Here is a 21609-nt window from a genome sequence, read left to right as displayed (position 1 = left end):
CTCGAATGCCCGGGTTCCTGCTTAATCGCTTTTCGCAAAGCATCGTGCTGTTGGTGATCGTCTCGATCATCGGCTTCACGGTGCTCAACTTCATGCCGGGCGGTCCTCTCGCGCAGTTCGGGCTGGATCCCGGCATGACCCAGAAGGACATTGAGCGACTGGCAGAGCAGCTCGGGCTGAACCGGCCGTTGTGGATTCAGTATTTTGATTGGGCCTGGCGGTTGGTTCAGGGCGACTGGGGTCACTCTTTCCGCGACGGAACGCCGGTGCTGGCGGTGATTGGGCGTCACCTCTTCGCTACGCTGCTGCTGATGGGGACTTCCACGGCACTGGCCATCGCCCTTGGTTCCTGGATCGGGATCCGCGGTGCCACCCACCGCTATTCCCTGTTCGATTATTGCGCGACGATTGGCGCCATGGTCGCGCTGTCGGTCCCGACCTTCTGGTTCGGCCTCGTCGGCATCTATATCTTCACGTTGAAGCTCGGTTGGGTGCCTGCAGGGAACATGTACACGATCGGCGACGGATCGGTGCTGGACTACTTGCATCACCTGATCTTGCCAAGCTTGGTGTTGTCGCTGGTCCATGTCGCGGTCTGGAGCCGCTACATGCGCACCGCGACCCTTGATGCGCTGAGCCAGGATTTCGTCAAGACGGCTCGTGCCAAGGGCCTAAGTGAGCGCCGCATCCTGCTGAAGCATGTCGTCGGCAATGCGCTGTTGCCGATGATCACCCTGGCTGGGGTGCAGTTGCCGAGCATTCTGACCGGCGCGTTGGTCACTGAGACCATCTTTACCTGGCCGGGAATGGGGCGGCTGTTTCTCGACAGCCTCGGCTACAGTGACTATCCGATGGTCATGGGGCTGTTGATATTCTCAGCCATCCTTGTCGTGCTGGGCAATCTCGTCGCAGACATCCTTGTCGCACTCGTCGATCCGCGCATTCGTCTCAGCTGAAGACGCCGGTTCGTGCCGTCAACAGGAGTCCCCCGTTATGACTGACATCTCCGCCCACCTCCCTCCAATTCGCTGGTGGCACAGCCGCGGGGTGCGCCGGTTCATGCGACACCATCTGGCGCTGCTCGGGTTCGCGATGATCGCCCTGCTCGTGTTGGCGTGCGTCGTGGGCCCCTACGCCTTGCCTTACGATTCGCTCTATATAGATCTGCGCGCCCGCTTTGCTCCTCCCTTGAGCGGTCATCATTATTTCGGCACCGACCCGTTGGGGCGAGACTTGGCCGTGCGACTCTTGATGGCCGGGCGTGTCTCGCTACTGGTGGGATTCTCCGCGATGTTGTTGTCAACGCTGATCGGAACGCTCGTCGGCGTGACCGCAGGCTATCGCGGGGGCTGGATCGGAGCCGCGCTGATGCGCACGGTGGATGGCTTTCTTTCCTTCCCCTCGATTTTCCTCGTGCTGGCGTTGGCCGCGACGCTCCGGCCCAGCCCGATGATGATCACTGTCATCATTGCTGTCACGAGCTGGATGGAGGTTGCCAGGATCGTCGAAGCCGAGGTCCGTTCGCTGCGCGAGCGCGAGTTTGTCCAGGCCGCGCGCATGGTCGGTCTGAGCGGCAGGCACATCATGCTTCGCGAAATTCTGCCCAATGCCACGGGTCCGATCATCGTGGCCGCAAGCCTCACCGTCGCCCGTGCGATTCTTCTGGAGGCCTATATCAGTTTCCTTGGTTACGGCATCCAACCACCGCTGCCCAGCTGGGGCAATCTGCTCAACGGCGCCCAGCAATATCTGGCCAGCGCTCCCTGGCTTGCCATCATTCCAGGCGCTGCGATTACGATCGCAGTGACCAGCTTCAACTTCATCGGCGACGGGCTGCGCGATGCGCTTGACGTTAGAGATGACCACATTTGACGGCTTGAGCCCAGGTGGCAGGCAGCGGACAGCGTTGAAGGCTATCCAGCAGAACCTCTTGATAGCGTAGACGTCGCAAGCATCGCGTTGGCTGATCAGAATCCGTCTTGTCAGTAATCCAAGGCCACTTTTAACACACGAGAAGTCAGCGACATGCACGAGCCCAGAGCCGCAGAGAAGGACACGCCCTATTGGTGGGAAGCCGCACCACTTAGGTCGCTGCCTCAACAGACTCTTCCCAAGAAACTTGACGTGCTGATCGTGGGCGCTGGCTATGCCTCTCTTTCGGCCGGGCTGGTGCTGGCGCGCGAGGGACGCTCGGTTGCGGCCTTTGACGCGATGAGTCCGGGCGAGGGAGCCTCGACGCGCAACGGTGGAATAACCAGCGCGAGCATACGGCCGGATTACGCCGCGATCTCCCGACGCTTCGGCGCAGACAAGGCGCTGGCAATCGAGGCGGAAGGCAAGATCGCCCGCGAGTTCCTTTACGATTTCATCAAGACCGAGGGGCTTGCCTGCGATTTCCAGCTGGTCGGGCAGTTCAAGGGCGCGTTCGGATATGAGCAGTACGACACGATGGCGCGTAGCGCGGAAGTATTAGCGAAGAGGCTGCGGATCGAGTCTCACGCCGTACCTTATGCCGAGCAGCACAGCTACATCGGCACCGATGTCTACCGGGGTGGAACAGTCCGGATGGATATCGGAGGGCTACAACCGGCGAAGTTTCACGCTGAACTGCTTCGCGTGGCGCTCGCTTCGGGCGTCGCGGTTCATGCGGATACGCCCGTCATCTCCATCGAGAGAGATGGTTCCGGATTCCGTATCGTGACCTCGGCCGGTTCGGTGCAGGCGCGTCAGGTGCTGGTTTGCACGAATGGCTATACTGATAGCGCCGTTCCCTTCCTGCGCCGCAGGCTGGTCCCGGTTCGCAGCCGGATCATTGCAACCGAGGAGCTCGCACCTGACGTCATGGCGCGGCTGATGCCCAAACGCATGATGATGACCGAGAACCGCCAGGTCGGGTTCTATTACCGCCCATCGCCCGACGGCAAACGTATCCTGTTAGGGGGGCGCGACAGCTCTCGTGTCGGTAACCCGGTGGCTCCAAAGCTCCTGCTGCGCAAGGGGTTGGTGAACCTTTTCCCCGAACTCGAGAATGTTCACCTTTCGCACAGCTGGTTCGGCAATGTGGCGATGAATCGCGACATGCTCCCGCGCATCTTCGAAGAGGACGGTGTGGTTTATGCCACTGGCTTCTGCGGTTCAGGCGTCGTCTGGGCGCCTTGGATCGGGATGCACGCGGCCCACAAGCTGATCGGAAACCACGAACGGGCGCGCACCGCCTTTGACTTCCGTCCGCCGGACTCCATCCCGCTCTATCGTGGCGATCCCTGGTTCATGCCCGCCATGATCTGGGGATATCGGATGCAGGATCGTTTTGCGCTGTGGCGCGACCGCCGCTGACGGCTGGAAACTCCATCGGGCATTCCCAAAGGTACAACTCAGGTCATGGAGCTGGCGGCACTGCCGCCTCTCGAAAGAAGAGCATCGATGCACTACGTATCCACGCGCGGACATTCAGGTCGCAGACAGTTCTGCGAAACATTGCTTGAAGGCCTCGCCGAGGATGGCGGGCTGTACGTACCTGAGACCTACCCGCGTGTGGACGCCGCTACATTGGATGCGTGGCGTGCCTTGTCCTATCCCAGCCTGGCCTTCGAGGTCCTGTCGCTCTACGTCAGCGATATTCCGCCCGCTGACCTGAAGGCAATCTGCGAAAAGACCTACACGCCCGAGATCTTTGGAACCTCGAGCATCGTTCCGCTTCGAAAGCTCGAGACGCGGCTTTACCTCCAGGAATTGTCGAACGGTCCTACGCTGGCGTTCAAGGACGTGGCCATGCAGTTGCTCGGCAATCTGCTCGAGTACGAACTGGCACGGCGGCACGACGAATTGAACATTCTTGGGGCGACCAGTGGCGACACCGGGAGCGCTGCGGAATACGCAATGCGCGGCAAGAAAGGGGTGCGGGTCTTCATGATGTCGCCCCTCGGACGGATGAGCTCCTTTCAGCAAGCTCAGATGTTCAGCCTGCAGGACGACAACATCCACAACATCGCCATAGATGGCGTGTTCGACGACTGCCAAGACATCGTCAAATGTGTGTCCAGCGATCTGGAATTCAAACGACGATATAAGATAGGTGCGGTGAATTCGATCAACTGGGCCCGACTGGTCGCGCAGGTCGTCTATTACTTCTCCGGCTATTTTCAAGTCTCCGAAGGGAGGTCAGCAGGCGTTGACTTTTCCGTGCCTTCAGGAAACTTCGGAAACATCTGCGCTGGTCATGTTGCGCGCATGATGGGACTTCCAATATCCCGTCTCGTCCTTGCGACCAACGAAAACGACGTGCTCGACGAGTTTTTCCGCAGCGGCATTTATCGCGTCAGAAGCCGAGCTGACACGCTTGAAACATCGAGTCCTTCCATGGACATCTTCAAGGCGTCAAATCTCGAGCGTTTCGTGTTCGACTTGCTCGGTCGCGACGCCCGTCGGACGAAATCGCTGTTTGAGAACCAACTTTGGGAATGCGGTTCGTTTGACCTCAGCGGTGATCCCAGCTTCGTAACGGCGGCGGCGCGTTTCGGATTCCGCAGCGGCAGGAGCACTCATGCCGATCGACTGGCGACGATCCGTGACACGTGGGAGCGCTACAACACAATGATCGATCCTCACACTGCGGATGGTGTGACGGTCGGGCGCATGCATGCGAGCCCCGAGACGCCGATGCTTGTGCTCGAAACTGCACAGCCAATCAAATTCGCTACGACGATCAAGGAAGCGTTAGGCCGGCAACCAGATCGTCCGCAACGGTTCGATGGACTAGAAGGGCTGCCGAGGCGAGTCAAAGTCCTTCCCCCGAATGCACAAGCTATAAAGAACTACATTGCGGACATCACGCAGGGTGCAACCTGTTGAAGGGTCGATTCCGGATCGAAGAGTGTTTCAGCCGTGGCTGTATTTACGGTGCTGTCACCCGACGAGGTCGCAGCGTTCGTTCAAGCGCGCTATCGGAGCGATCCGCGGTTGATGCCCGGTATCGTTCCGGGCCATCGGATGCCGGAACGGGATCGCGCTGCGGCGTGGCGAGACGCTGACAGTACATCGTCCCTTCTATCGGATCATCAATGCAATTCCCTGCCGAACTCTGCGTCAGCCTGATCGCGTAATGCTGTCGCAGCCAAGATACGCTGCAATTCGCGGGAACATCGTCAGATGGACCTCGCCGTGTCAGGCACTGACGATTAGTCCGCTAACCCAAGCATGAGACGTCGACGCATCATGGCAACCGAAGCTACCCAAGCCGGAGAACGCGAGATTGAAGACGTGGCCCTAGTCCCTTTCGCGAGAGCGCATCTGAAAGGTGCCTTGAAGCTCTCGCAGGAGATGTCTTGGCCGTATCTGCTCAAGGATTGGGAATTTGCGCTGCAGCTTGGCCGCGGTTTCGTGGTGACGAGTGCGGGTGCTGTGGTGGGGACCGCGCTGTGGTGGCCTTACGGCGACACCCATGCTTCCGCCGGAATGGTCATCGTCTCGAAAGCCGTTCAGGGACGGGGGTACGGGGCCCGGCTGATGGACGCGCTGCTCGCGGCGGCACGACCACGAATCGTCACGCTGAATTCGACCGCCGAAGGCCTTGCGCTTTACGCACGCCGCGGCTTCGCCAGCATCGGCATGCTGCACCAGCATCATGGCGTTCCTGGCCAGGGCCGCGACATGCCGCCGGTCGGAAACGTCAGAGCGATGGTTCCGTCGGACTTCGAGGCCATAGTCGGTCTCGATCACGAGGCCACCGGCTGGATGAGACGCGAGATGCTGAACCGGCTGATCGAGGTCGGTTGCGGCTATGTCCTGCTGCGTGACGGCATACCCCGCGGCTACGCCATTTCCCGTCTCTTCGGCCGCGGGCATGTCATCGGCCCTGTGATCGCCGAAAGCCCGACCGATGCGCGCGCATTGATCGAGGCCGCGCTCGCGCCCCTCGGGAGTGTTTTCGTCCGGATCGACACCTCCGCCTCCTCGCAACTCGGTGACTGGCTTGGAAACATCGGCCTGCAGAAGGTCAGCGACGCCACCACCATGGTCTTGGGGACGCAGATGCCATGGACCGGGCCGGCGCGCACGTTCGCGGTCGCCAACCAGTCGTTCGGCTAGGAGACCTTGAGATGCAACGCCCCGATATGCGCCGGACGGATAGCCAGAACGCCGCGCCACGCGAGATAACCGCGACGGTCGGCGCACTGGCGACGCCGGCCCTCCTGCTCGACAAAGACCGGCTGGATCGCAATCTCGCCCGTCTGTCCTCTCGTATGGCCGCGGCTGGCGTCGTGCTGCGCCCCCATATGAAAACCGCGAAATCCATCGAGGTTGCCCAGCGCGCCTATCCCTCCGGGCCGGGGCCGATCACGGTCTCCACCTTGGCGGAGGCTGAGTACTTCGCGCAGTACGGTTTCCGTGACGTGACATATGCCGTCGGCGTGGCACCGCACACCGCTGAAAGGGCGATGCGTCTCCGCAAAGCCGGCGTTGACCTTAAGGTGCTGCTCGATTCGCCTGAACAGGCGGCGATGTTGGGCACGGCAGCGCGTGCCGCCGGCGTGACGCCCTCCGCCTTCATCGAGATCGACTGCGACGGCCATCGCGGCGGGCTGACCGCCACCGATCCCAAGCTCATCGCCGTCGCGGCGGCCCTGGCCGAGGCCGGCGTCACGCTCGCCGGCATTCTCACCCATGCCGGCGAATCCTACAGCCTTTGCTCGTCCGATGCCCTCGTCGCGGCCGCAGAGAACGAAAGGGCCGTGGCCGTGGCGGCCGCGGAGACATTGCGGGCGGCGGGGCATGAATGCCCGGTCGTAAGTGTCGGTTCGACGCCGACCGCCCATTTCGCCGAAGGCCTGACCGGCGTCACGGAGATGCGGGCCGGCGTCTACATGTTCTTCGATCTGGTGATGCACGGCGTCGGTGTCTGCACGACCGACGACATCGCGATCTCGGTTCTCGCCACCGTCATCGGCACGAAGCCGGAGAAGGGATGGATTTTGGTCGATGCGGGCTGGATGGCACTGTCACGTGATCGCGGCACCGCGGCGCAGCGGGTCGACCAAGGTTACGGTCTCGTCTGCGATCTGTCCGGCCAACTCTATCCGAATCTGATCGTCGCGCAGGCGAGCCAGGAGCACGGCATCCTCGCCATAAGGTCCAGATCGGCTGCAGCCCTCCCGCATATCCCGATCGGCGCGAAGGTCAGGATTCTGCCCAATCATGCCTGCGCGACGGCGTCACAGCACGAACTTTACAATGTCATCTCGGCGGGAAGTGACGCAATCGAAGCTCAGTGGCCGCGGATGCGCGGCTGGTAGATCTGAAACAGAATCGGGCGGCGATTTGCGCATGCCCAGCTTCCGCTGGTCGGCGTCTATTACCGGATCAAGGATCGCTTCCAATGACCTCGGCCGTTCGACACCTGACGGAAGCCGGCTTCCTCGGCAAATTTTACATCGACGGAGAATGGCGGAAGCCGACAGGGTTGGCGACGGCGATCGTCGTCAATCCGGCGATCGAGCAGCCGGTCGCAGAAATCGCGCTCGGCGATGACGAGGATGTAGACTGCGCGGTCGTAGCCGCGAGAAAAGCCTTTACCGGCTGGTCCCGTAAGCCGGCTGCCGAGCGGGCGGCGCTGCTCGACCGGGTTCACGGTTTGCTTCTCGATAGACTGGAGCTGTTTGCGCAGGCCATCACGTGCGAGATGGGGGCCGCCATCACTTACGCGCGCCGCGCCCAGGTGCCGCTCGCTGCCGAACATATCCGCGTCGCGCGTGACAATCTCGCGACCTATCCGTTCATCGCCACGCGCGGCAGCACCGCGATTATGCGCGAGGCAATCGGCGTCTGTGGTCTTATCACCCCCTGGAATTGGCCCCTCTACCAGATTACGGCCAAGGTCGCTCCGGCGCTGGCAGCTGGCTGCACGGTGGTGTTGAAGCCGAGCGAACTTTCGCCGCTGAGTGCCCTGTTGTTCGCCAAGGTGATGGACGATGCCGGCTGTCCGCCCGGCGTCTTCAACCTCGTCAACGGGACAGGTCCAGTCGTGGGGACCGGTCTGGCGTCGCATCCGCAAGTCGACATGATCTCGATCACCGGCTCGACGCGGGCAGGCGTTCTCGTCGCGCAAGCAGCGGCGCCCACCGTCAAGCGCGTCGCACAGGAGCTCGGCGGCAAGTCACCGAACATCATCTTGCCGGATGCGGATTTGAGCCGGGCTGTTCCGCTCGGTGTCGCCGCCGCCTTCCGCAATCTCGGCCAATCCTGCAGCGCACCGACGCGTATGCTTGTGTCCCGCTCACAGATGGCAAAGGTCGAGATCCTGGCGGCGGCGGCCGCTTCTGAATTGGTGGTCGGCGATCCGCTTGCGGAAAGCACGACCCATGGTCCGATCGCCAACCCGCCGCAGTTCGAGCGTATCCAGGCCATGATCGGCATCGGCCTGGAGGAAGGCGCCAAGCTTGTCATTGGCGGGCCGGGGCGGCCCAACGACCTTCAGGTCGGCCTCTATGCGCGGCCGACCATCTTCTCGAACGTCAATCGCGACATGAGAATTGCGCAGGAGGAGATCTTCGGCCCGGTGCTGTCGATCATTCCCTACGATAGGGTCGACGAGGCGGTCGAGATTGCCAACGATACCGTCTACGGCCTCGGCGCGCATGTGCAGGGCACGGATATTGAAACGATGCAGGCGGTCGCCGGGCAGATCCGGTCTGGTCAAGTTCATCTCAACTATCCCGACTGGGACCCGAACGCACCTTTTGGCGGATACAAGCGTTCCGGAAACGGCAGGGAATACGGCCGCGAGGGCATGGAAGAATATCTCGAGACCAAGGCCGTTCTCGGATTCTATCGATGAAATTCATCTCGGAAAGCGAATCGGCTTCCGCTGACGCGGAAGTGTTTCCGGCGGTGATCGCACACGCGTCGAATCGACGAACACCTTCTCAAGTCGGGTTCAACGCCTGATAGCGCCGAGCCCTTGAGGAGCGCGAAGTTGAATCATTAGATCAGATTGCACTGTTCCTGCAGCCATGAAGCAAGATAGTTCGCTTTCCCAGACAGTTCAGTTTCTCCCGCCCAGATGAGGCCATAGTGGCTTTCGTCCGGATCGAAACCGGCAGGTGCGATGAGCCGCCCTCTATCTACGTCGTCCGTTGCAAGGACCCGCGGGCTGAGGGCAACGCCCAATCCCGCCAATGCTGCTTCGACGATGAGGAAGTGGTGATCGTAGAAGCGTATCTCCGCGGGGCGCCGCACCGACGGGTGGGTGGAAAGCCATCGCGACCAAGCGTCCGCCCGAGTCTTCGAACCTAGGGCGATGTAGTTTCCTGAGGCAAACACCGCTGCGAGCTGAGGGCTCATGACCGGTCCTACCCTTTCAGGAAAAAGGCGCCGGACGTGCCACGCCTCTGGGAGCGCAAAGTCGAGCCGACGTATAGCCAGATCGATCCGATCGCGGCGAAACTCGACGGGGCCGCCGGCGACTGACAGATGTAGAGCGATGTCGGGATGGACGGCCTGAAAGCTTGCAAGCCGTGGAATAAGCCAGCGCATAGCGACTGAAGGCTCGCATGAGAGAACGAGGGAGTTCTGCTGTGCGTTGGCAGCACGCAAGCTCTCAACGGTTGTCGCCAGCTCGGTGAAGAAACGGCCGAGTGTGAGGTTGAGCACTTCTCCAGAGGCAGTGAGACTCAAGCCACGTCCGCTTTTTTCGAAGAGTTTGAAGCCAAGGTCTTCCGACAGTTTGGTGATACGGCGACTCACAGCCCCATGGGTCAAGGCAAGGCTGTTCGCGGCAAGCCGAACCGACCCCAGCCGCGCAGCGGTCTCGAACGCACGCAAGTCGTCCAATGAAGGTATTTCTGATCGCCTCATTGGTGATCTCATATCACCAATGTAGCGCAAAAAATATCGCTTTTTATGTTGAATTTGCTTAGCATAATTGATCCATGCGAACCAATGGCGAATACACAATCGGTATCCTAGCCGACGACCTGACCAGCGCCGCCGATGGGGCCGGTCCGTTTGTCGAGCGCGGTTTGCGAGCCGTTGTCGGCCGACGCCGGCTGCCGCACCAGGAGGCCACGATTGTCGCCGTTGATAGCGGATCTAGATCAGTGCCGGTTTCGCAAGCGGCGCGGCGGCAGTCAGAACTTGCCGAGCAGCTCGCTTCGCGGGTTGTCCTCTACAAGACCGTCGACTCGACTCTTCGCGGGCACGTGACGGCCGAGATGGAAGCGGCCTTCACCGTAAGCGGCCGCAAGATGCTGGTCTTTGCACCTGCGTTCCCTGGCGCTGGGCGTACAACCGTCGACGGCGTTCAGCTTGTGGACGGCATTCCTGTAACGGAGACCGAATACGGTCGCGACCCCGTCCATCCGGCGCGACATTCTCGGCTGGCTGAGCTCGTTCCGGCCTCCATCGGAAGCGTCGTCATCCTTGATGCTGCAACACAGGCCGATCTCGACAAACAAGTTGCGGCCCTGCCGGATCCGGAGTCGATCCTATGGGTGGGCTCTCCGGGCATGGCCCTTGCCCTGGCGAAGCGTCTTGCGCCGCTTGCGGTTGCGTCGGACGTGACCGCCGCGGTTAGTGGCGACATTCTTGTTGCGATCGGCAGCGCCAATCCGCGCAGCCATCGTCAGGCCGACTGCATCGCAATGGAGCCTGGAATCGCTCTGCTGCAGGCTCCGATCGAACGGATGAATGATCCCGGATCCGTCCTGCGCGACATTGCTCAAAATGCGGCTCGACGGCTGGCCGACGAGCGTTTCGATATGGTGATCGCCACAGGCGGGGACACCATGGAGGCGATTCTGGACGGCCTGGACATTTATGAGTTCGAGATCCTGCAAGAGCTCGAGCCAGGCTTTCCGCTTGGCCGCACGTCCCTCGGAGATGGACGAGAGCTGCTGATCGCCATGAAGGCAGGCGGCTTTGGCGACGACGATACGCTGCGTCGTGCGATCACGCGGCTCCGCCTTGGCACCTCGGTATCAGAACTGGTTGTATCATGACCCAATCCGCTCCCCTCGCCGTCACAATGGGCGATGCCTCCGGCATCGGCCCGGAGATCGTGGCGAAGACATTGGCCAAAGCCGGCGAAGGCACGGTCGTATTCGGCAGCTACGTCGTGATGGAGAATATCGTCCATCGTCTGGGTCTCGAGCTGACGGTCAGGCGTATCGCCCGACCTGAAGAGGCGCGCTCTGAGCCGCGGTCCATCGAAGTCGTCGAGGCGACGCAAATCATCGCGCCGCCTCCGCTCGGGAGCGTCAGCGCCATGTCCGGCCAAGCTTCCTTCGATGCCATCGTCGCCGCCGTCGCGGCAGCCAAGGCCGGCAAGGTCAGCGGCATCGTCACCGCACCGATCAACAAGGAAGCGATGGCAAGCGCGGGCATTCGCTATCCCGGGCACACCGAAATCCTCGCCGACTATGGTGGTGCGGAGCGCGTTGCGATGATGCTGGCCAACGATGATATCCGCACGGTTCTCGTCACCATCCACATGTCGCTGCGCAAAGCCATCGACCAAGCGGATTTCGATGCCCAGATGTCGGCGATCCGGCTCGCAAATGAGGGCGGCAAGGCCCTCGGGATCGCGGCGCCGCGCATTGCAGTGGCAGGGCTCAACCCCCATGCCGGCGAAGGTGGTCTCTTCGGCGACGAAGAAATCCAGATCATCCGGCCTGCGATCGAAGCGGCCCGCGCCGAGGGCATCGACGCCAGTGGCCCCTGGCCCGGGGACACTGTCTACATGCAGGCCCGCAAGGGCCGCTTCGATGTGGTCGTGGCCCAATATCACGATCAGGGCCTAATTCCGGTGAAATATCTCGGCCTCGAAAAGGGTGTGAACATCACGCTCGGCCTGCCGTTCGTCCGTACAAGCCCTGATCACGGCACGGCATTCGACATTGCGGGTCGAGGCATCGCCGACACCGGCAGTCTCGAGACCGCGCTGGCTTACGCGCGAAGGCTCGTCGCCGCGCAAATTAAGACCAAAGAAGGGGTAGTCTAATGGGCCTTCGCTTTATCTTCATGCTCACGCGCAACGATCGCACCGTCGGGGACGCCTCTGAACAACTCAAGACCGCCCTGAGGCTTGGCGTTCGCCACATCGGTTTCAAGGACATCGGCCTGCCGATTGATCGACTCAAAGTTCTCAACCGGGTCATCAAGGCAGACGGCGCCACCTCCTATCTCGAAGTCGTCTCACTCGACCGGCAAAGTGAGATCGTTTCGGCGAAAGCGGCGGTTGAAATCGGCGTCAACGTCTTGCTCGGCGGCACACATGTTGACGACGTGTTGCCGATCCTTGCTGGCACCGGCATTCAATACTGCCCCTTCCCGGGTCGCATCACCGGTCATCCGAGCGTGCTCGAAGGGAGCATCGAGGAGATCGTTGAGAGCGCCCAGGCGCTCGCCGTGCGGGAGGGCGTGTATGGCCTCGACCTGCTCGCCTATCGCTCCAAGGAAGACGTCCCGGCCCTCATCAAGGCGGTGTGCGCGGCGGTGCCCAAGCCCGTCTATGTGGCCGGCTCGATTGATACGCCTGAGCGGATCGCCATCCTGAAGGACGCAGGAGCCGCCGGCTTCACTATCGGCACGGCCGCGTTGGACGGCAAGTATCCGGCCGACGACAAGGACGTCGCTCGCCAGCTTGGGGCCATCATCCGTGACGTGGCCGCTCTGAACCGGCATCTCTCGCCGCTCCACAAGAAGAACCTGGCCAGCTCGTTCGGGCAGCTCAAGGAGACTTGGTCTCCGAAGATCGCGGGTCAGATTAACGACATGCAGATCAAGCTCGCCAAGTTCGCGGGCGAGTTCGCCTGGCGCTTTCACAGGAGCGGTGACGAACTCTTCCTGGTGCACAAAGGCCGCCTGCTGATGAAGTTTCGTGATCGGGACGAGATCATCGAGCAAGGCGAGTTCATCGTGGTCCCGCATGGGGTAGAGCATTGCCCTGTCGCGCTGGACGACGTCTGCGAGGTCGTGCTGCTCGAACCCGGCACATCCATGGATGCCGGCACCGCTCACGACCTCGAAGGCTAGACCGTCTGCCTGCGATCGGAGCAAACGCTTGACGCCGTCGACCGGCCTTCGCCGGTCCGGCCTCGATGACCTCAGGACCTGGGAGCAGGACTCCTCCCGCGCCGACTCGGTGAAGACCGGAGTCTGGGAAGCCACGCCTGGCGAGAACCGCTCGATCAAGGGCGAGACCTTTGAGTACTGCCACATCCTTTCCGGCGTGGTGGAGCTGACCGAGGAAGGCAAGGAGCCTCGCATTTTCCGCGCCGGCGACAGCTTTGTGATGAAACCCGGCTATGTCGGCGTATGGAAGACGATCGAGACAGTGCGGAAGATGACTTCGGGCGCCGAAATGGGCTTTGCCGCCGCGCTGGTGCCTTCTCGACGCTCGTGGTTCAGGACATCACTCGTCCCGGTGTCGCCGAGCCAATCGCGACGGTCTGGGTCCATTTTTCTGGGGCATCGAAAAGCGGTCCAGTCTCCGTGGACAAGCAGGTCGCGCCGCCGTTGCGCCGAACTGGGACGATCGCGCTTGAGCAGCTCGTATCGCTCAAGCGCTCAAAAACCCGAACATCTTGCGAAGTCCTAGATGATTTCAGCACATTCTATCGGGCGCCTGATGCGATGAAGGGTTGATCGGAATTTTGCTTCCGCGTTCTTGGCAGCCGAGGTTCGTTGGAACATGTCGCCCCATGTCGAGCGCATTCACAGCGATGAGCGTCTCCCGGCCGAGGCCGATGTCGTCATAGTCGGCGGCGGTATCCTCGGCGCTACGGCCGCCTATTACCTGGCGAAGCGCGGCCTCTCTGTGGCGCTCCTCGAGAAGGGTCACGTCGCCTGTGAACAATCGAGCCGAAACTGGGGTTGGTGCCGGCAGCAGAACCGCGATCGCCGCGAACTGCCACTCTCGGTGATCTCTATGCGGCTGTGGGACGAGCTCACGCGCGATATCAATCGGGACCTCGGATTTCGGCGCTGCGGACTCGTCTATGCGACCCACGACGAGGCTGTGCTCGCCGGCTGGGAAAGGTGGCGCGAGGTCGCCAGGGAGTACGACGTCGACACCCGCGTGCTGAGCCGGGCGGAGGTGGCCGAGCGCGTCCCCGAAGCGCGCGACAAATGGGTCGGCGGGACCTATTCGGCTCGGGACGGCAAGGCCGAACCTGCGCTCGCCGCGCCGGCTATCGCCGAAGGGGCCAGAATTCTGGGCGCCACGATCCACCAGGGATGCGCCGCGCGGGCGCTCGACTTGGCCAATGGCAAGATTGCAGGCGTGCACACGGAGAAGGGCTATATCAGAACCAGCGCGGTGCTTTGCGCCGCCGGCGCCTGGTCCTCGCGCTTCCTTCGGCCGCTCGGGATCAGTTTTCCCCAAGCGAGCATCCGTCAGACCGCGCTGCGTTCCACCCCGACAATCAACATAGGCGAGGCGGTCTCCACACCCTACTGCACGATCACGCGTCGACTGGACGGCAGCTATACGCTTGCGATCAGCGGCAAGGCGAACCTCGAAATCACGCCCCAGGCTATCCGGTACAGCCGGGAATTCATGCCGCAGTTCTTGCGTCGCCTGAAGAACGTCAGGATTGGCGTCGGCCAATCGTTCGTTTCGGGGCCGGATTCAATGACGGCGCTGCTGACCAACGACGATCGGATCTTCGAACAGAATCGCGTGCTGGATCCTCCGCCCTTGAAATGGCTGGTGAGCCAAGTGGTGGCGAGTGTCCGGAAAACCTTCCCCCAACTCGGCGAAATAAAGCTCGGTAGCGCTTGGGGCGGCTTCGTCGATTGCACGCCGGATGCAGTGCCTGTCGTGTCGAAGGTGGACCGGGTGGAAGGCCTCGTCCTCGCAGCGGGCTGCTCGGGTCACGGCTTCGGTTTGGGCCCGGGCCTTGGCTATCTGGCCGCACAGCTTCTCGTCAACGACACTCCTTGCGTCGATCCCGCACCGTTCCGGCTGTCGCGTCTGACCGATGGCTCGAAGCTGGACATCTCGGCCATCTGAAGATCGAGCCGGAAGTCGGGCCTGACGCGTACCGAGCAACGCCAGGTTTGGAGTACTGCGGATGGTTGCGGACGATTTAGAACGGGCTTGAACAGCCTAGTTGGTGCCCCTGGCCGGAATCGAACCAGCACTCCTTGCGGAACTCGATTTTGAGTCGAGCGCGTCTACCAGTTCCGCCACAGGGGCCCTCGGTCGGCCCTAGGCGGGCGTCGCGAAGCCGGCGGACTATAGCCATGGACCAAGCGGGGTCAACCCGCGCCAAAGTGATCCGGGCCGTTCTCGACAGCCGCATGAGCCGGGGTTACAGCCTTGGAAAGCGACCCATCGAAAGGAGGCTGCCGTGACAACCCAGAGTGCCGCAATACCTGCGTTCAAACCGGCGGCCACGACCCCTGCGCTGGCCGCTTCGCTCGCGGTCGCGCTGACGGCAGCCGCGACCATCGCGGGCGCCTGGTTCTTCCAGCTGGTGCTCGGGATTGTGCCCTGTCCGCTCTGCCTGGAGCAGCGCTACGCCTATTACCTCGTGATCCCGCTCGGCCTGCTCATCGCACTCGCGGCGCGGGGCGGTGCGCCGAGACCGCTGCTGCTCGCGGGCCTGGCGATCCTTGCGCTCGCGAGCATCGCCAATGCCGGGCTCGGCACCTATCATTCCGGCGTCGAATGGGGCTTTTGGAAGGGACCGACCGACTGCTCCGGTCCCGTCGTCAATCTCGGCAGCGCCACCGACCTGCTGTCGCGGCTCGACACCGTGAAGGTGGTCCGCTGCGACGAGGTGCAGTGGCGCTTCCTCGGCCTCTCGCTTGCCGGCTACAACGTGCTGATCTCGCTCTTGATGGCTGCGATCGCCGTGTGGGGATTCGTTGCGACGGTGAAGCGCTGAGGCTCAATCATCCACATCGTCCTGCGTCCGGCCGAACAGGTGCACAATGCCCGGCGTCGCGATCGTCACGAAGACGAAGCGCGAGAGGTGATGTGCGCCGACGAAGATCGGATCGATGTGCAGCGTCAGGGCCAGCGCCAGCATGGCGTCCATCGCGCCCGGTGCGTAGGCGACCACGACGTCGGAGAATTTCACCTGCGTGGTGAGCGCCACGATGCCGACGAAGATCGCGGAAACGGCGATGGCGATGGCAAACGAGCCCAGTGCCGCGTTGATGTGGCCGGCGAGCGTCTTGATCCTCATCCGCGCGAAGCGGCTGCCGATCAGGGCGCCGATGCCGACCAGCGCCACGCCGCGTACCCAGTCCGGCAGGCCGCCCTCGACCCAACCGGCGCCATGCAGCACGCTTGAGCCGATCATCGCACCGAACATCCAGCTCGCCGGAAACCTGATCAGCCGCAGGAGGAGTGCCGCGGCCAGCGAGGCCGCGACCAGCTCGACGAGGTCGAGCGGCGAGGCGATCGTCGTCGTCAGCGATGGCGCGACGGAGGGCGCGACGCCGGCGAACGCCAGCACCATCGGCAGGGCCGCGGTGAGGATGATGACGCGCATGGTCTGCACCACCGCGATGCCCGGCAGGTCGGCGCCGCGCTCGACCGCCAAAATCGTGATCTGCGACAGCGCGCCGGGGCTGCCGGCGAGGAAGGCCGAGGTGCGGTCCCAGCCGTGAATGCGCTGGAGATAATAACTGGAGCCGAAGGTCGAGCAGAAGGTCGCGAGCGCGAGCAGCCCGATGGTGAGCGGATAGGCACTGACCTGTTGAAGCAGGTGGCGAGAGACGACTGATCCTAACGAAATGCCGAGCAGCACCAGCACCGTCTGGGTCAGGATCGGCGGCAGCGTCAGCTGGCGACCGGCGATCGCGGCGATCCCTACCGCGATCATGGAGCCCGAGATCAATCCCCCCGGAAGGCCCGCGAGCAGAAACACGAGGCCCCCGGCGGTGCCAATGACGAGCGTTTCCACCGTGCTCAACATCTTGGCACGGCTCGGCCATTCGAACGGCAGGGAGGCGGTGATTTGCTTCACACCACCTTATCGCAAATCAACAAGAGGCGCACAATTGCGGCCACGTCATACCGCAATGCGCGCGCCTCTCGCCGAAGCCGCGAGCAGGGGGGAAGGATTTACTTCTTCTCCGCAGCCGGCGCGGCCATGCCGGCCTTGGCGGTCTTGATGCATTCGGAGCGGAATTTCTTGCGCTCCTTGCCGTGCAGGCCCTTGGCGTCGGCCTGCTTGGAGCATTCGAGCGACTCGGCCGAGTGCTCCTTCGGTGCCTTCTTGTCCATGGGGGCGGCGGTTGTGGTTTTGGTGTCGGTCTTTGCTGCCGGCGCGGCGGTCTGCGCGAAGGCGGTGCCGGTGGCGAGCAGGGAGGCGAGAGCGACGACGGCGAGGCGAGATGTGAGGGTCATGGTGCTGCACTCTTCTTGCGGGAATTGCGAAGGGCGCGAAAGTCGGCTGGCGTTGCTGAACGCGACATGAATAATTGGAACGTGGAGGATCACTATATTTTGGCGGCAGCAGCCATCGCTTCCTTGTCGCGGGCGGGCGGCACGCTAGGATAGCAATCCTCGGTTCACTTCCCTCGGGGGAAGATCAAGGAGGAGACCAAGGATGACCATTCAATCAAAGTTGCTATGTGCAGTTGCGCTGTCGGGCTTTGCCGCGCTGGTGGCAAGTGCGCCGGCGCAGGCGCTGACCTCGCAGGAGTGCAGCGCGAAATACCAGGCCGCCAAGAAGGACGGGTCGCTCGGCACCACGAAGTGGAATGACTTCCGCAAGGCCCAGTGCGGCGCGGACGCGACGCCAGCGGCTGCGCCGACCGCGGCCGCTCCTGCTGCGCCCGCCGCTCCCGCCGAGCCGAAGCAGGCGAAGAAGGAGGCCGCCCCGGCTGCTGCCCCGACCCTGCCGGCCGGCCCCGCGATCTATCCGAACGCGGTCGATCCGAAATACGCCAAGGAGACCCCCGGCAAGGGGCGCCTGCACACCTGCGTCGACCAGTACAACGCCAACAAGGCCACCAACGGCAATGGCGGCATGAAGTGGATCGAGAAGGGCGGCGGCTATTACAGCGAATGCAACAAGAAGCTGAAGGGCGCCGCCTGACGCTTCAAGACGACGCAGAGGCCGGAGCCAAGCTCCGGCCTCTTGCTTTAATCCAGGAGCTTCTCGGCCGATTTTGCCACGAGCTGCGATCGCTTGCGCGGGCCGCGCTCGACGAACAGCAGGCTCTGGCCGAAGATGAAGCAGTAGAACAGGAAGGCCTGCGCTTCGGCTGCCTCGGTATCGAGGCCGGTCGCGCGATAGAGTTCGGCGACGTGCTTCAGCCGCGCGGCGTCCACGTTCGCCACCGCTGCCGCGGCGCCCTCGTCCGAGCGAGCCCATTGCCGGATCGCAAGCTCGATTGCCATCCCGTCCGGATTGAGCCGCTCCGAATAGAGCTGGATCACCGCCCGCAGCCGTTCACGGGGCTCTTGGCCATCGAGACTCGTTTGCTGCGCGATCGCCGTTGAGCGCCCCTCGCGCCAGCGTTCCAGCATGGCACCGAGCAGTGCGGCACGGTCGGCGAAGCGGCGGTAGAAGCCGCCCTTGGTGACGCCCAGATTCTTGGCGAGCACCTCGACCCGAACCCCCTCGACTCCCGATCGGGCGAGCTCGGTGAGCCCTGCCTCGACCCAGACATCGCCTTTGCCGTCACTCATGCAGGCAGCCTCGCCGATTCTTGATACGGTGCCGTATTGCTAACGCGGGAGGAGGTTGATACGCTACCGTATCGACAATCAAAGGCAGAAAAGGCCAGGGAGAATTGCGATGGAGCAGGAGGCGACCTATCGCGGCACGGTCTATCCATGGCAGTGCGATCACGTCGGCCATATGAACATCATGTGGTATGTCGGCAAATTCGACGAGGCCAACTGGAATCTGTTCGCTCGCCTCGGGCTGACGCCGAGCTATCTGCGCGGCTCCGGCCGCGGCATGGCCGCCGTGCAGCAGAACATCACCTATAAGCGCGAGCTGCGCGCCGGCGACATCGTCGAGATCCGCAGCCATCTGCTTGAGATCCGCGACAAATCGATCCGCTTCCGGCACGACATGACCAATGCCGAGACCGGCGAGATCGCCGCGTTCTGCGAGATCACGGGCGTGCACATGGACCGGAGCCAGCGCAAATCGGTGCCGTTCACGGATGCCATCCGCGAGGTGGCCTTGAGGCACCTCGCCGAGAAGGCGGAGGCCTGAGCCATGGCTGCATATGAGCCGAAGAACCCGGGCTATCGCGCGGCTGGCATCGCCATGTTCGACGGCCAGCCGGCGATGCACACGCTCGGTATCGTGATCGTCCGCCTTGCGCCGGGCGAGGCTGAATTAGCCATGCTGCATTCGCCGGCCCTCACACAGCAGAACGGCTTTGTCCACGCCGGCATCATTACCGCAGGCCTCGACAATGCCTGTGGTGTCGCCGCCTTCACCCTGATGCCGCGCGAGGCCGATATCCTCACCGTCGAGTTCAAGACTACGCTGCTCGCGCCGGCACGGGGCGAGCGTTTCGTCTTCAAGGCAGAGGTGGTCAAGCCCGGCCGCACGCTGACCTTTTGCGAGGCCAGGGCGTTTGCCGAGCACGAGGGCAAGGTCACGTTGATCGCCACGATGACCGGCACGCTGATGGCAATGCTGCCCCGCGTTGCCGCTTCCCAAGCGCCGGCCCCGATACCGGCATAGCGTGGCGATGACATCGGCGCCGCGACACTCTATATGACCTGTAACAATTCCCAGTCTCGGACCGTATCCACGGAAATGGGACCGAAATGGAACGAGATATGGCTGGATTCAGGAATAAGAGCCTTGTGCCGACGCGGCGCGCGGCGCTGACGCTGATTGGAGCGGGCGCCCTTGTCGCCGGTGGGATCACCGCGGCGCGGGCGGCAACCGACGAAGACGAGGTGCTGACCGAAGCCAAGGTGCTGCGCGATCCCGACGTTCCCGTGGCCGGCAATCCCGACGGGAATATCAGCATCATCGAATGGTCCGACTATAACTGCCCCTATTGCCGCAAGCTCGAGCCCGAGTTGCGTCAGGTCATCCAGGACGACGGCAAGGTCCGGCTGGTGATGAAGGACTGGCCGATTCTCGGTCCGGTTTCGGTCACGGCCGCGCGGACCGCGCTGGCGGCGAAATTCCAGGACAAATACCACCAGGCCCATGACGCCATGATGGGCGTCAGCTCGCGCCTGACGGAGCCGCGCATCAACGAACTGCTCGCGGCGGCCGGCGTCGACATGGATCGGTTGAAGCGCGATCTCGCCGATCACGCCAAGGACATCGACGCCGTGCTCAAGCGCAACAACGAGCAGGCCGAAGCCTTCGGTTTCCGCGGCACGCCGTCCTTCATCGTCGGCAAATACCGCGTGCCCGGCGTGCTCAGCATGAACGAGTTCGAGCAGGTCATCGCCGACGCCCGCAAGGCCAAGATGAACTGAGCCGAGCGATATTCACCGCGCAATACGAAGGCGCCGCCGCGGACCCGCGACGGCGCCTCATTCATGATACCACATCGTTACTTGGAGGAGATGCGGACCCAGTCCTTGAGCGCGCGATCGCGCAGCGCGTCCCAATCGGCTTTGGCGACATCCCAGTTTACGATGGTGCGATTGGTCGTCGCGACCTCGCCATGAGCAACCGACGACGTCTGCATGGAGTCATAGACATACACGCCGCAGGCAAGCAGCAGCGCGCCCAAAATCATTCCAAGAAACATCCGCATGGCGAAATCTCCGATGACGGGCGATAACGTCGGCCCGGATCGATTGTTCCGCGGCAGTAGGGCGCAGGGAAGGAGAGGTTGTTCATTCTCCATTCAGCCACTGCACCAGCTCCGCGTTGATCTCGCGAGGATAGGTGTGGCTGAGGTCGTCGATCTCGCGATAGGTGACGTCGGCGCCGGCGGCGGCGAGGGCCGCCTGCGTCTGCCGCGCGGTCTGCACCGGAAACATCCAGTCGAGCTTGCCGTGCGCGATGAAGATCGGCAGGCGCTGCAGACGCGCAGCGTCAGCCATTTCGACCCTCAGCGGATGGAAGGTCGCCGACACCGGCGCGAGATGCGTGAAGGGCGAGGCGCCGTCGAGGCCGGTGACATAGCAGAAGGTGCCGCCGTCGCTCATGCCGGTGAGCAGCATGCGCGAGGCGTCGATGGTCCAGCGGCTGCGCACGGTTTCGAGAATGCGCATGAGGTTGGGCGTGTCGGAATCGTCACCCATCAGCGCCCAGGTTGGGCCGGTCGCGGTCGGCGCCACCAGGATCGCACCAAGACTGCGGGCATCGCGCAGCCAGCTCCACAGGAAACCGCGGCCGTTGCCGCTGCCGCCGTGCAACGCCATCACCAGCGGCATGGCGCGATCGGGCGTATAATATTCGGGCACGTAGACCGAAAAGCCACCGCGGCTGCCGGGCTCGTTGTGATCGTGGATGATGCCGGTGTGCGCGTCCGCGCCGGCTTCGAGCCGCGACAACAGGTCGGCATTCTCGCGATTCGCGGCGTTGAGGAAGAAACTGCTGACCGGCGGAAACCGCACGGCCAGCGGATAGAGTGCCTCCTGCGCGCGCGGCACATGACGTAGTGCGCGGAAGACCGCGACGAGGTCGCCATTGCCACGTTCGACCT

The 21609-nt window shown here is 62.8% G+C and carries 22 protein-coding genes, 1 tRNA gene and 1 pseudogene; 17 read left to right on the top strand and 7 right to left on the bottom strand.

Features of this window, described 5'->3' with window-relative positions:
* Positions 1-5: 5 nt before the first annotated feature.
* The 7 genes from IVB32_RS01795 (at position 6) to IVB32_RS01765 (ending at position 8833) form a co-directional block, all read left to right on the top strand.
* A complete protein-coding gene (locus tag IVB32_RS01795) occupies positions 6-956 on the top strand; it encodes an ABC transporter permease (RefSeq protein ID WP_018453192.1) in 951 nt (316 codons plus the stop codon).
* Positions 957-993: 37 nt separating this feature from the next.
* Entirely contained in the window at positions 994-1872 is an 879-nt protein-coding gene (locus IVB32_RS01790) for an ABC transporter permease (RefSeq protein ID WP_026232479.1), read from the top strand.
* Positions 1873-2025: 153 nt separating this feature from the next.
* Positions 2026-3336: an FAD-binding oxidoreductase gene (locus tag IVB32_RS01785; RefSeq protein ID WP_026232480.1), complete on the top strand. Its 1311-nt coding sequence runs from the start codon at positions 2026-2028 to the stop codon at positions 3334-3336.
* A gap of 87 nt (positions 3337-3423) precedes the next feature.
* Positions 3424-4851 carry a threonine synthase gene (thrC, locus tag IVB32_RS01780; protein ID WP_247372340.1) on the top strand — a complete coding sequence of 476 codons (1428 nt, stop codon included), beginning with the start codon at positions 3424-3426 and terminating at the stop codon, positions 4849-4851.
* Between the two features lie 450 nt (positions 4852-5301).
* Positions 5302-6087 carry a GNAT family N-acetyltransferase gene (locus IVB32_RS01775; protein ID WP_018453197.1) on the top strand — a complete coding sequence of 262 codons (786 nt, stop codon included), beginning with the start codon at positions 5302-5304 and terminating at the stop codon, positions 6085-6087.
* A gap of 11 nt (positions 6088-6098) precedes the next feature.
* On the top strand, positions 6099-7292 hold the full coding sequence (locus IVB32_RS01770; protein WP_198293338.1) for an alanine racemase: 1194 nt from the start codon (positions 6099-6101) through the stop codon (positions 7290-7292).
* 83 nt (positions 7293-7375) lie between these two features.
* Complete coding sequence (locus tag IVB32_RS01765) at positions 7376-8833, top strand: aldehyde dehydrogenase family protein (RefSeq protein ID WP_018453200.1); 1458 nt, start codon at positions 7376-7378, stop codon at positions 8831-8833.
* Positions 8834-8979: 146 nt separating this feature from the next.
* On the opposite strand, the gene IVB32_RS01760 is transcribed toward IVB32_RS01765, so the two are convergent.
* A complete protein-coding gene (locus IVB32_RS01760; RefSeq protein ID WP_018453201.1) occupies positions 8980-9828 on the bottom strand; it encodes a LysR family transcriptional regulator in 849 nt (282 codons plus the stop codon).
* Positions 9829-9926: 98 nt separating this feature from the next.
* Here IVB32_RS01760 and IVB32_RS01755 point away from each other — a divergent pair, with 98 nt between their 5' ends.
* The 5 genes and pseudogenes from IVB32_RS01755 to IVB32_RS01730 all read left to right on the top strand — a co-directional run bounded on the left by IVB32_RS01755 (position 9927) and on the right by IVB32_RS01730 (position 15010).
* On the top strand, positions 9927-10994 hold the full coding sequence (locus tag IVB32_RS01755; RefSeq protein ID WP_026232484.1) for a four-carbon acid sugar kinase family protein: 1068 nt from the start codon (positions 9927-9929) through the stop codon (positions 10992-10994).
* Positions 10991-11995 (top strand): 4-hydroxythreonine-4-phosphate dehydrogenase PdxA, encoded by a 1005-nt coding sequence (gene pdxA / locus IVB32_RS01750; protein WP_026232485.1) that lies wholly within the window; start codon positions 10991-10993, stop codon positions 11993-11995. The genes IVB32_RS01755 and pdxA overlap by 4 nt, the downstream gene beginning before the upstream one ends.
* 20 nt (positions 11996-12015) lie before the next feature.
* On the top strand, positions 12016-13029 hold the full coding sequence (locus IVB32_RS42945; RefSeq protein ID WP_346731085.1) for a cupin domain-containing protein: 1014 nt from the start codon (positions 12016-12018) through the stop codon (positions 13027-13029).
* A gap of 73 nt (positions 13030-13102) precedes the next feature.
* Positions 13103-13342: pseudogene (locus IVB32_RS01735) on the top strand (cupin domain-containing protein); the annotation flags it as partial.
* A 345-nt stretch (positions 13343-13687) separates the two neighbouring features.
* Complete coding sequence (locus IVB32_RS01730) at positions 13688-15010, top strand: FAD-binding oxidoreductase (RefSeq protein WP_018453207.1); 1323 nt, start codon at positions 13688-13690, stop codon at positions 15008-15010.
* Between the two features lie 101 nt (positions 15011-15111).
* On the opposite strand, the gene IVB32_RS01725 is transcribed toward IVB32_RS01730, so the two are convergent.
* Positions 15112-15196: transfer RNA gene (locus IVB32_RS01725), tRNA-Leu, on the bottom strand.
* A gap of 154 nt (positions 15197-15350) precedes the next feature.
* Between IVB32_RS01725 and IVB32_RS01720 the strand changes: the two genes are divergently transcribed.
* Entirely contained in the window at positions 15351-15890 is a 540-nt protein-coding gene (locus IVB32_RS01720; RefSeq protein WP_247372338.1) for a disulfide bond formation protein B, read from the top strand.
* A 3-nt stretch (positions 15891-15893) separates the two neighbouring features.
* Here IVB32_RS01720 and IVB32_RS01715 read toward each other — a convergent pair whose 3' ends face one another.
* Together IVB32_RS01715 and IVB32_RS01710 are read right to left on the bottom strand one after the other, a co-directional pair.
* Positions 15894-16979: an AbrB family transcriptional regulator gene (locus IVB32_RS01715; RefSeq protein ID WP_085350767.1), complete on the bottom strand. Its 1086-nt coding sequence runs from the start codon at positions 16977-16979 to the stop codon at positions 15894-15896.
* A gap of 98 nt (positions 16980-17077) precedes the next feature.
* On the bottom strand, positions 17078-17362 hold the full coding sequence (locus IVB32_RS01710; protein ID WP_018453210.1) for a PsiF family protein: 285 nt from the start codon (positions 17360-17362) through the stop codon (positions 17078-17080).
* A 202-nt stretch (positions 17363-17564) separates the two neighbouring features.
* Here IVB32_RS01710 and IVB32_RS01705 point away from each other — a divergent pair, with 202 nt between their 5' ends.
* A complete protein-coding gene (locus IVB32_RS01705) occupies positions 17565-18056 on the top strand; it encodes a hypothetical protein (protein ID WP_085361101.1) in 492 nt (163 codons plus the stop codon).
* Positions 18057-18103: 47 nt separating this feature from the next.
* Here the strand turns inward: IVB32_RS01705 and IVB32_RS01700 are convergent, their stop codons facing one another.
* Positions 18104-18652, bottom strand: coding sequence for a TetR/AcrR family transcriptional regulator (locus IVB32_RS01700; protein ID WP_018453212.1), 549 nt, complete (start codon positions 18650-18652; stop codon positions 18104-18106).
* Between the two features lie 109 nt (positions 18653-18761).
* On the opposite strand from IVB32_RS01700, the gene IVB32_RS01695 reads away from it, so the two are divergent.
* From IVB32_RS01695 to IVB32_RS01685, 3 genes are all read left to right on the top strand, one after another.
* Positions 18762-19190 (top strand): acyl-CoA thioesterase, encoded by a 429-nt coding sequence (locus tag IVB32_RS01695; protein WP_018453213.1) that lies wholly within the window; start codon positions 18762-18764, stop codon positions 19188-19190.
* A gap of 3 nt (positions 19191-19193) precedes the next feature.
* Complete coding sequence (locus IVB32_RS01690) at positions 19194-19670, top strand: PaaI family thioesterase (RefSeq protein WP_018453214.1); 477 nt, start codon at positions 19194-19196, stop codon at positions 19668-19670.
* Between the two features lie 98 nt (positions 19671-19768).
* Entirely contained in the window at positions 19769-20428 is a 660-nt protein-coding gene (locus IVB32_RS01685; RefSeq protein WP_026232486.1) for a DsbA family protein, read from the top strand.
* Positions 20429-20505: 77 nt separating this feature from the next.
* Here the strand turns inward: IVB32_RS01685 and IVB32_RS01680 are convergent, their stop codons facing one another.
* Together IVB32_RS01680 and IVB32_RS01675 are read right to left on the bottom strand one after the other, a co-directional pair.
* Entirely contained in the window at positions 20506-20712 is a 207-nt protein-coding gene (locus IVB32_RS01680) for a hypothetical protein (protein ID WP_247372335.1), read from the bottom strand.
* 82 nt (positions 20713-20794) lie between these two features.
* The coding region (locus tag IVB32_RS01675; RefSeq protein ID WP_247409636.1) for a phospholipase at positions 20795-21609 on the bottom strand (815 nt) is incomplete at its 5' end.

This window comes from Bradyrhizobium sp. 23 (assembly GCF_023073295.1).
Taxonomy (GTDB): domain Bacteria; phylum Pseudomonadota; class Alphaproteobacteria; order Rhizobiales; family Xanthobacteraceae; genus Bradyrhizobium; species Bradyrhizobium canariense_D.
Note: the sequence above shows the minus strand (reverse complement) of the source record. Positions and strands in the feature narration are given on the sequence as shown.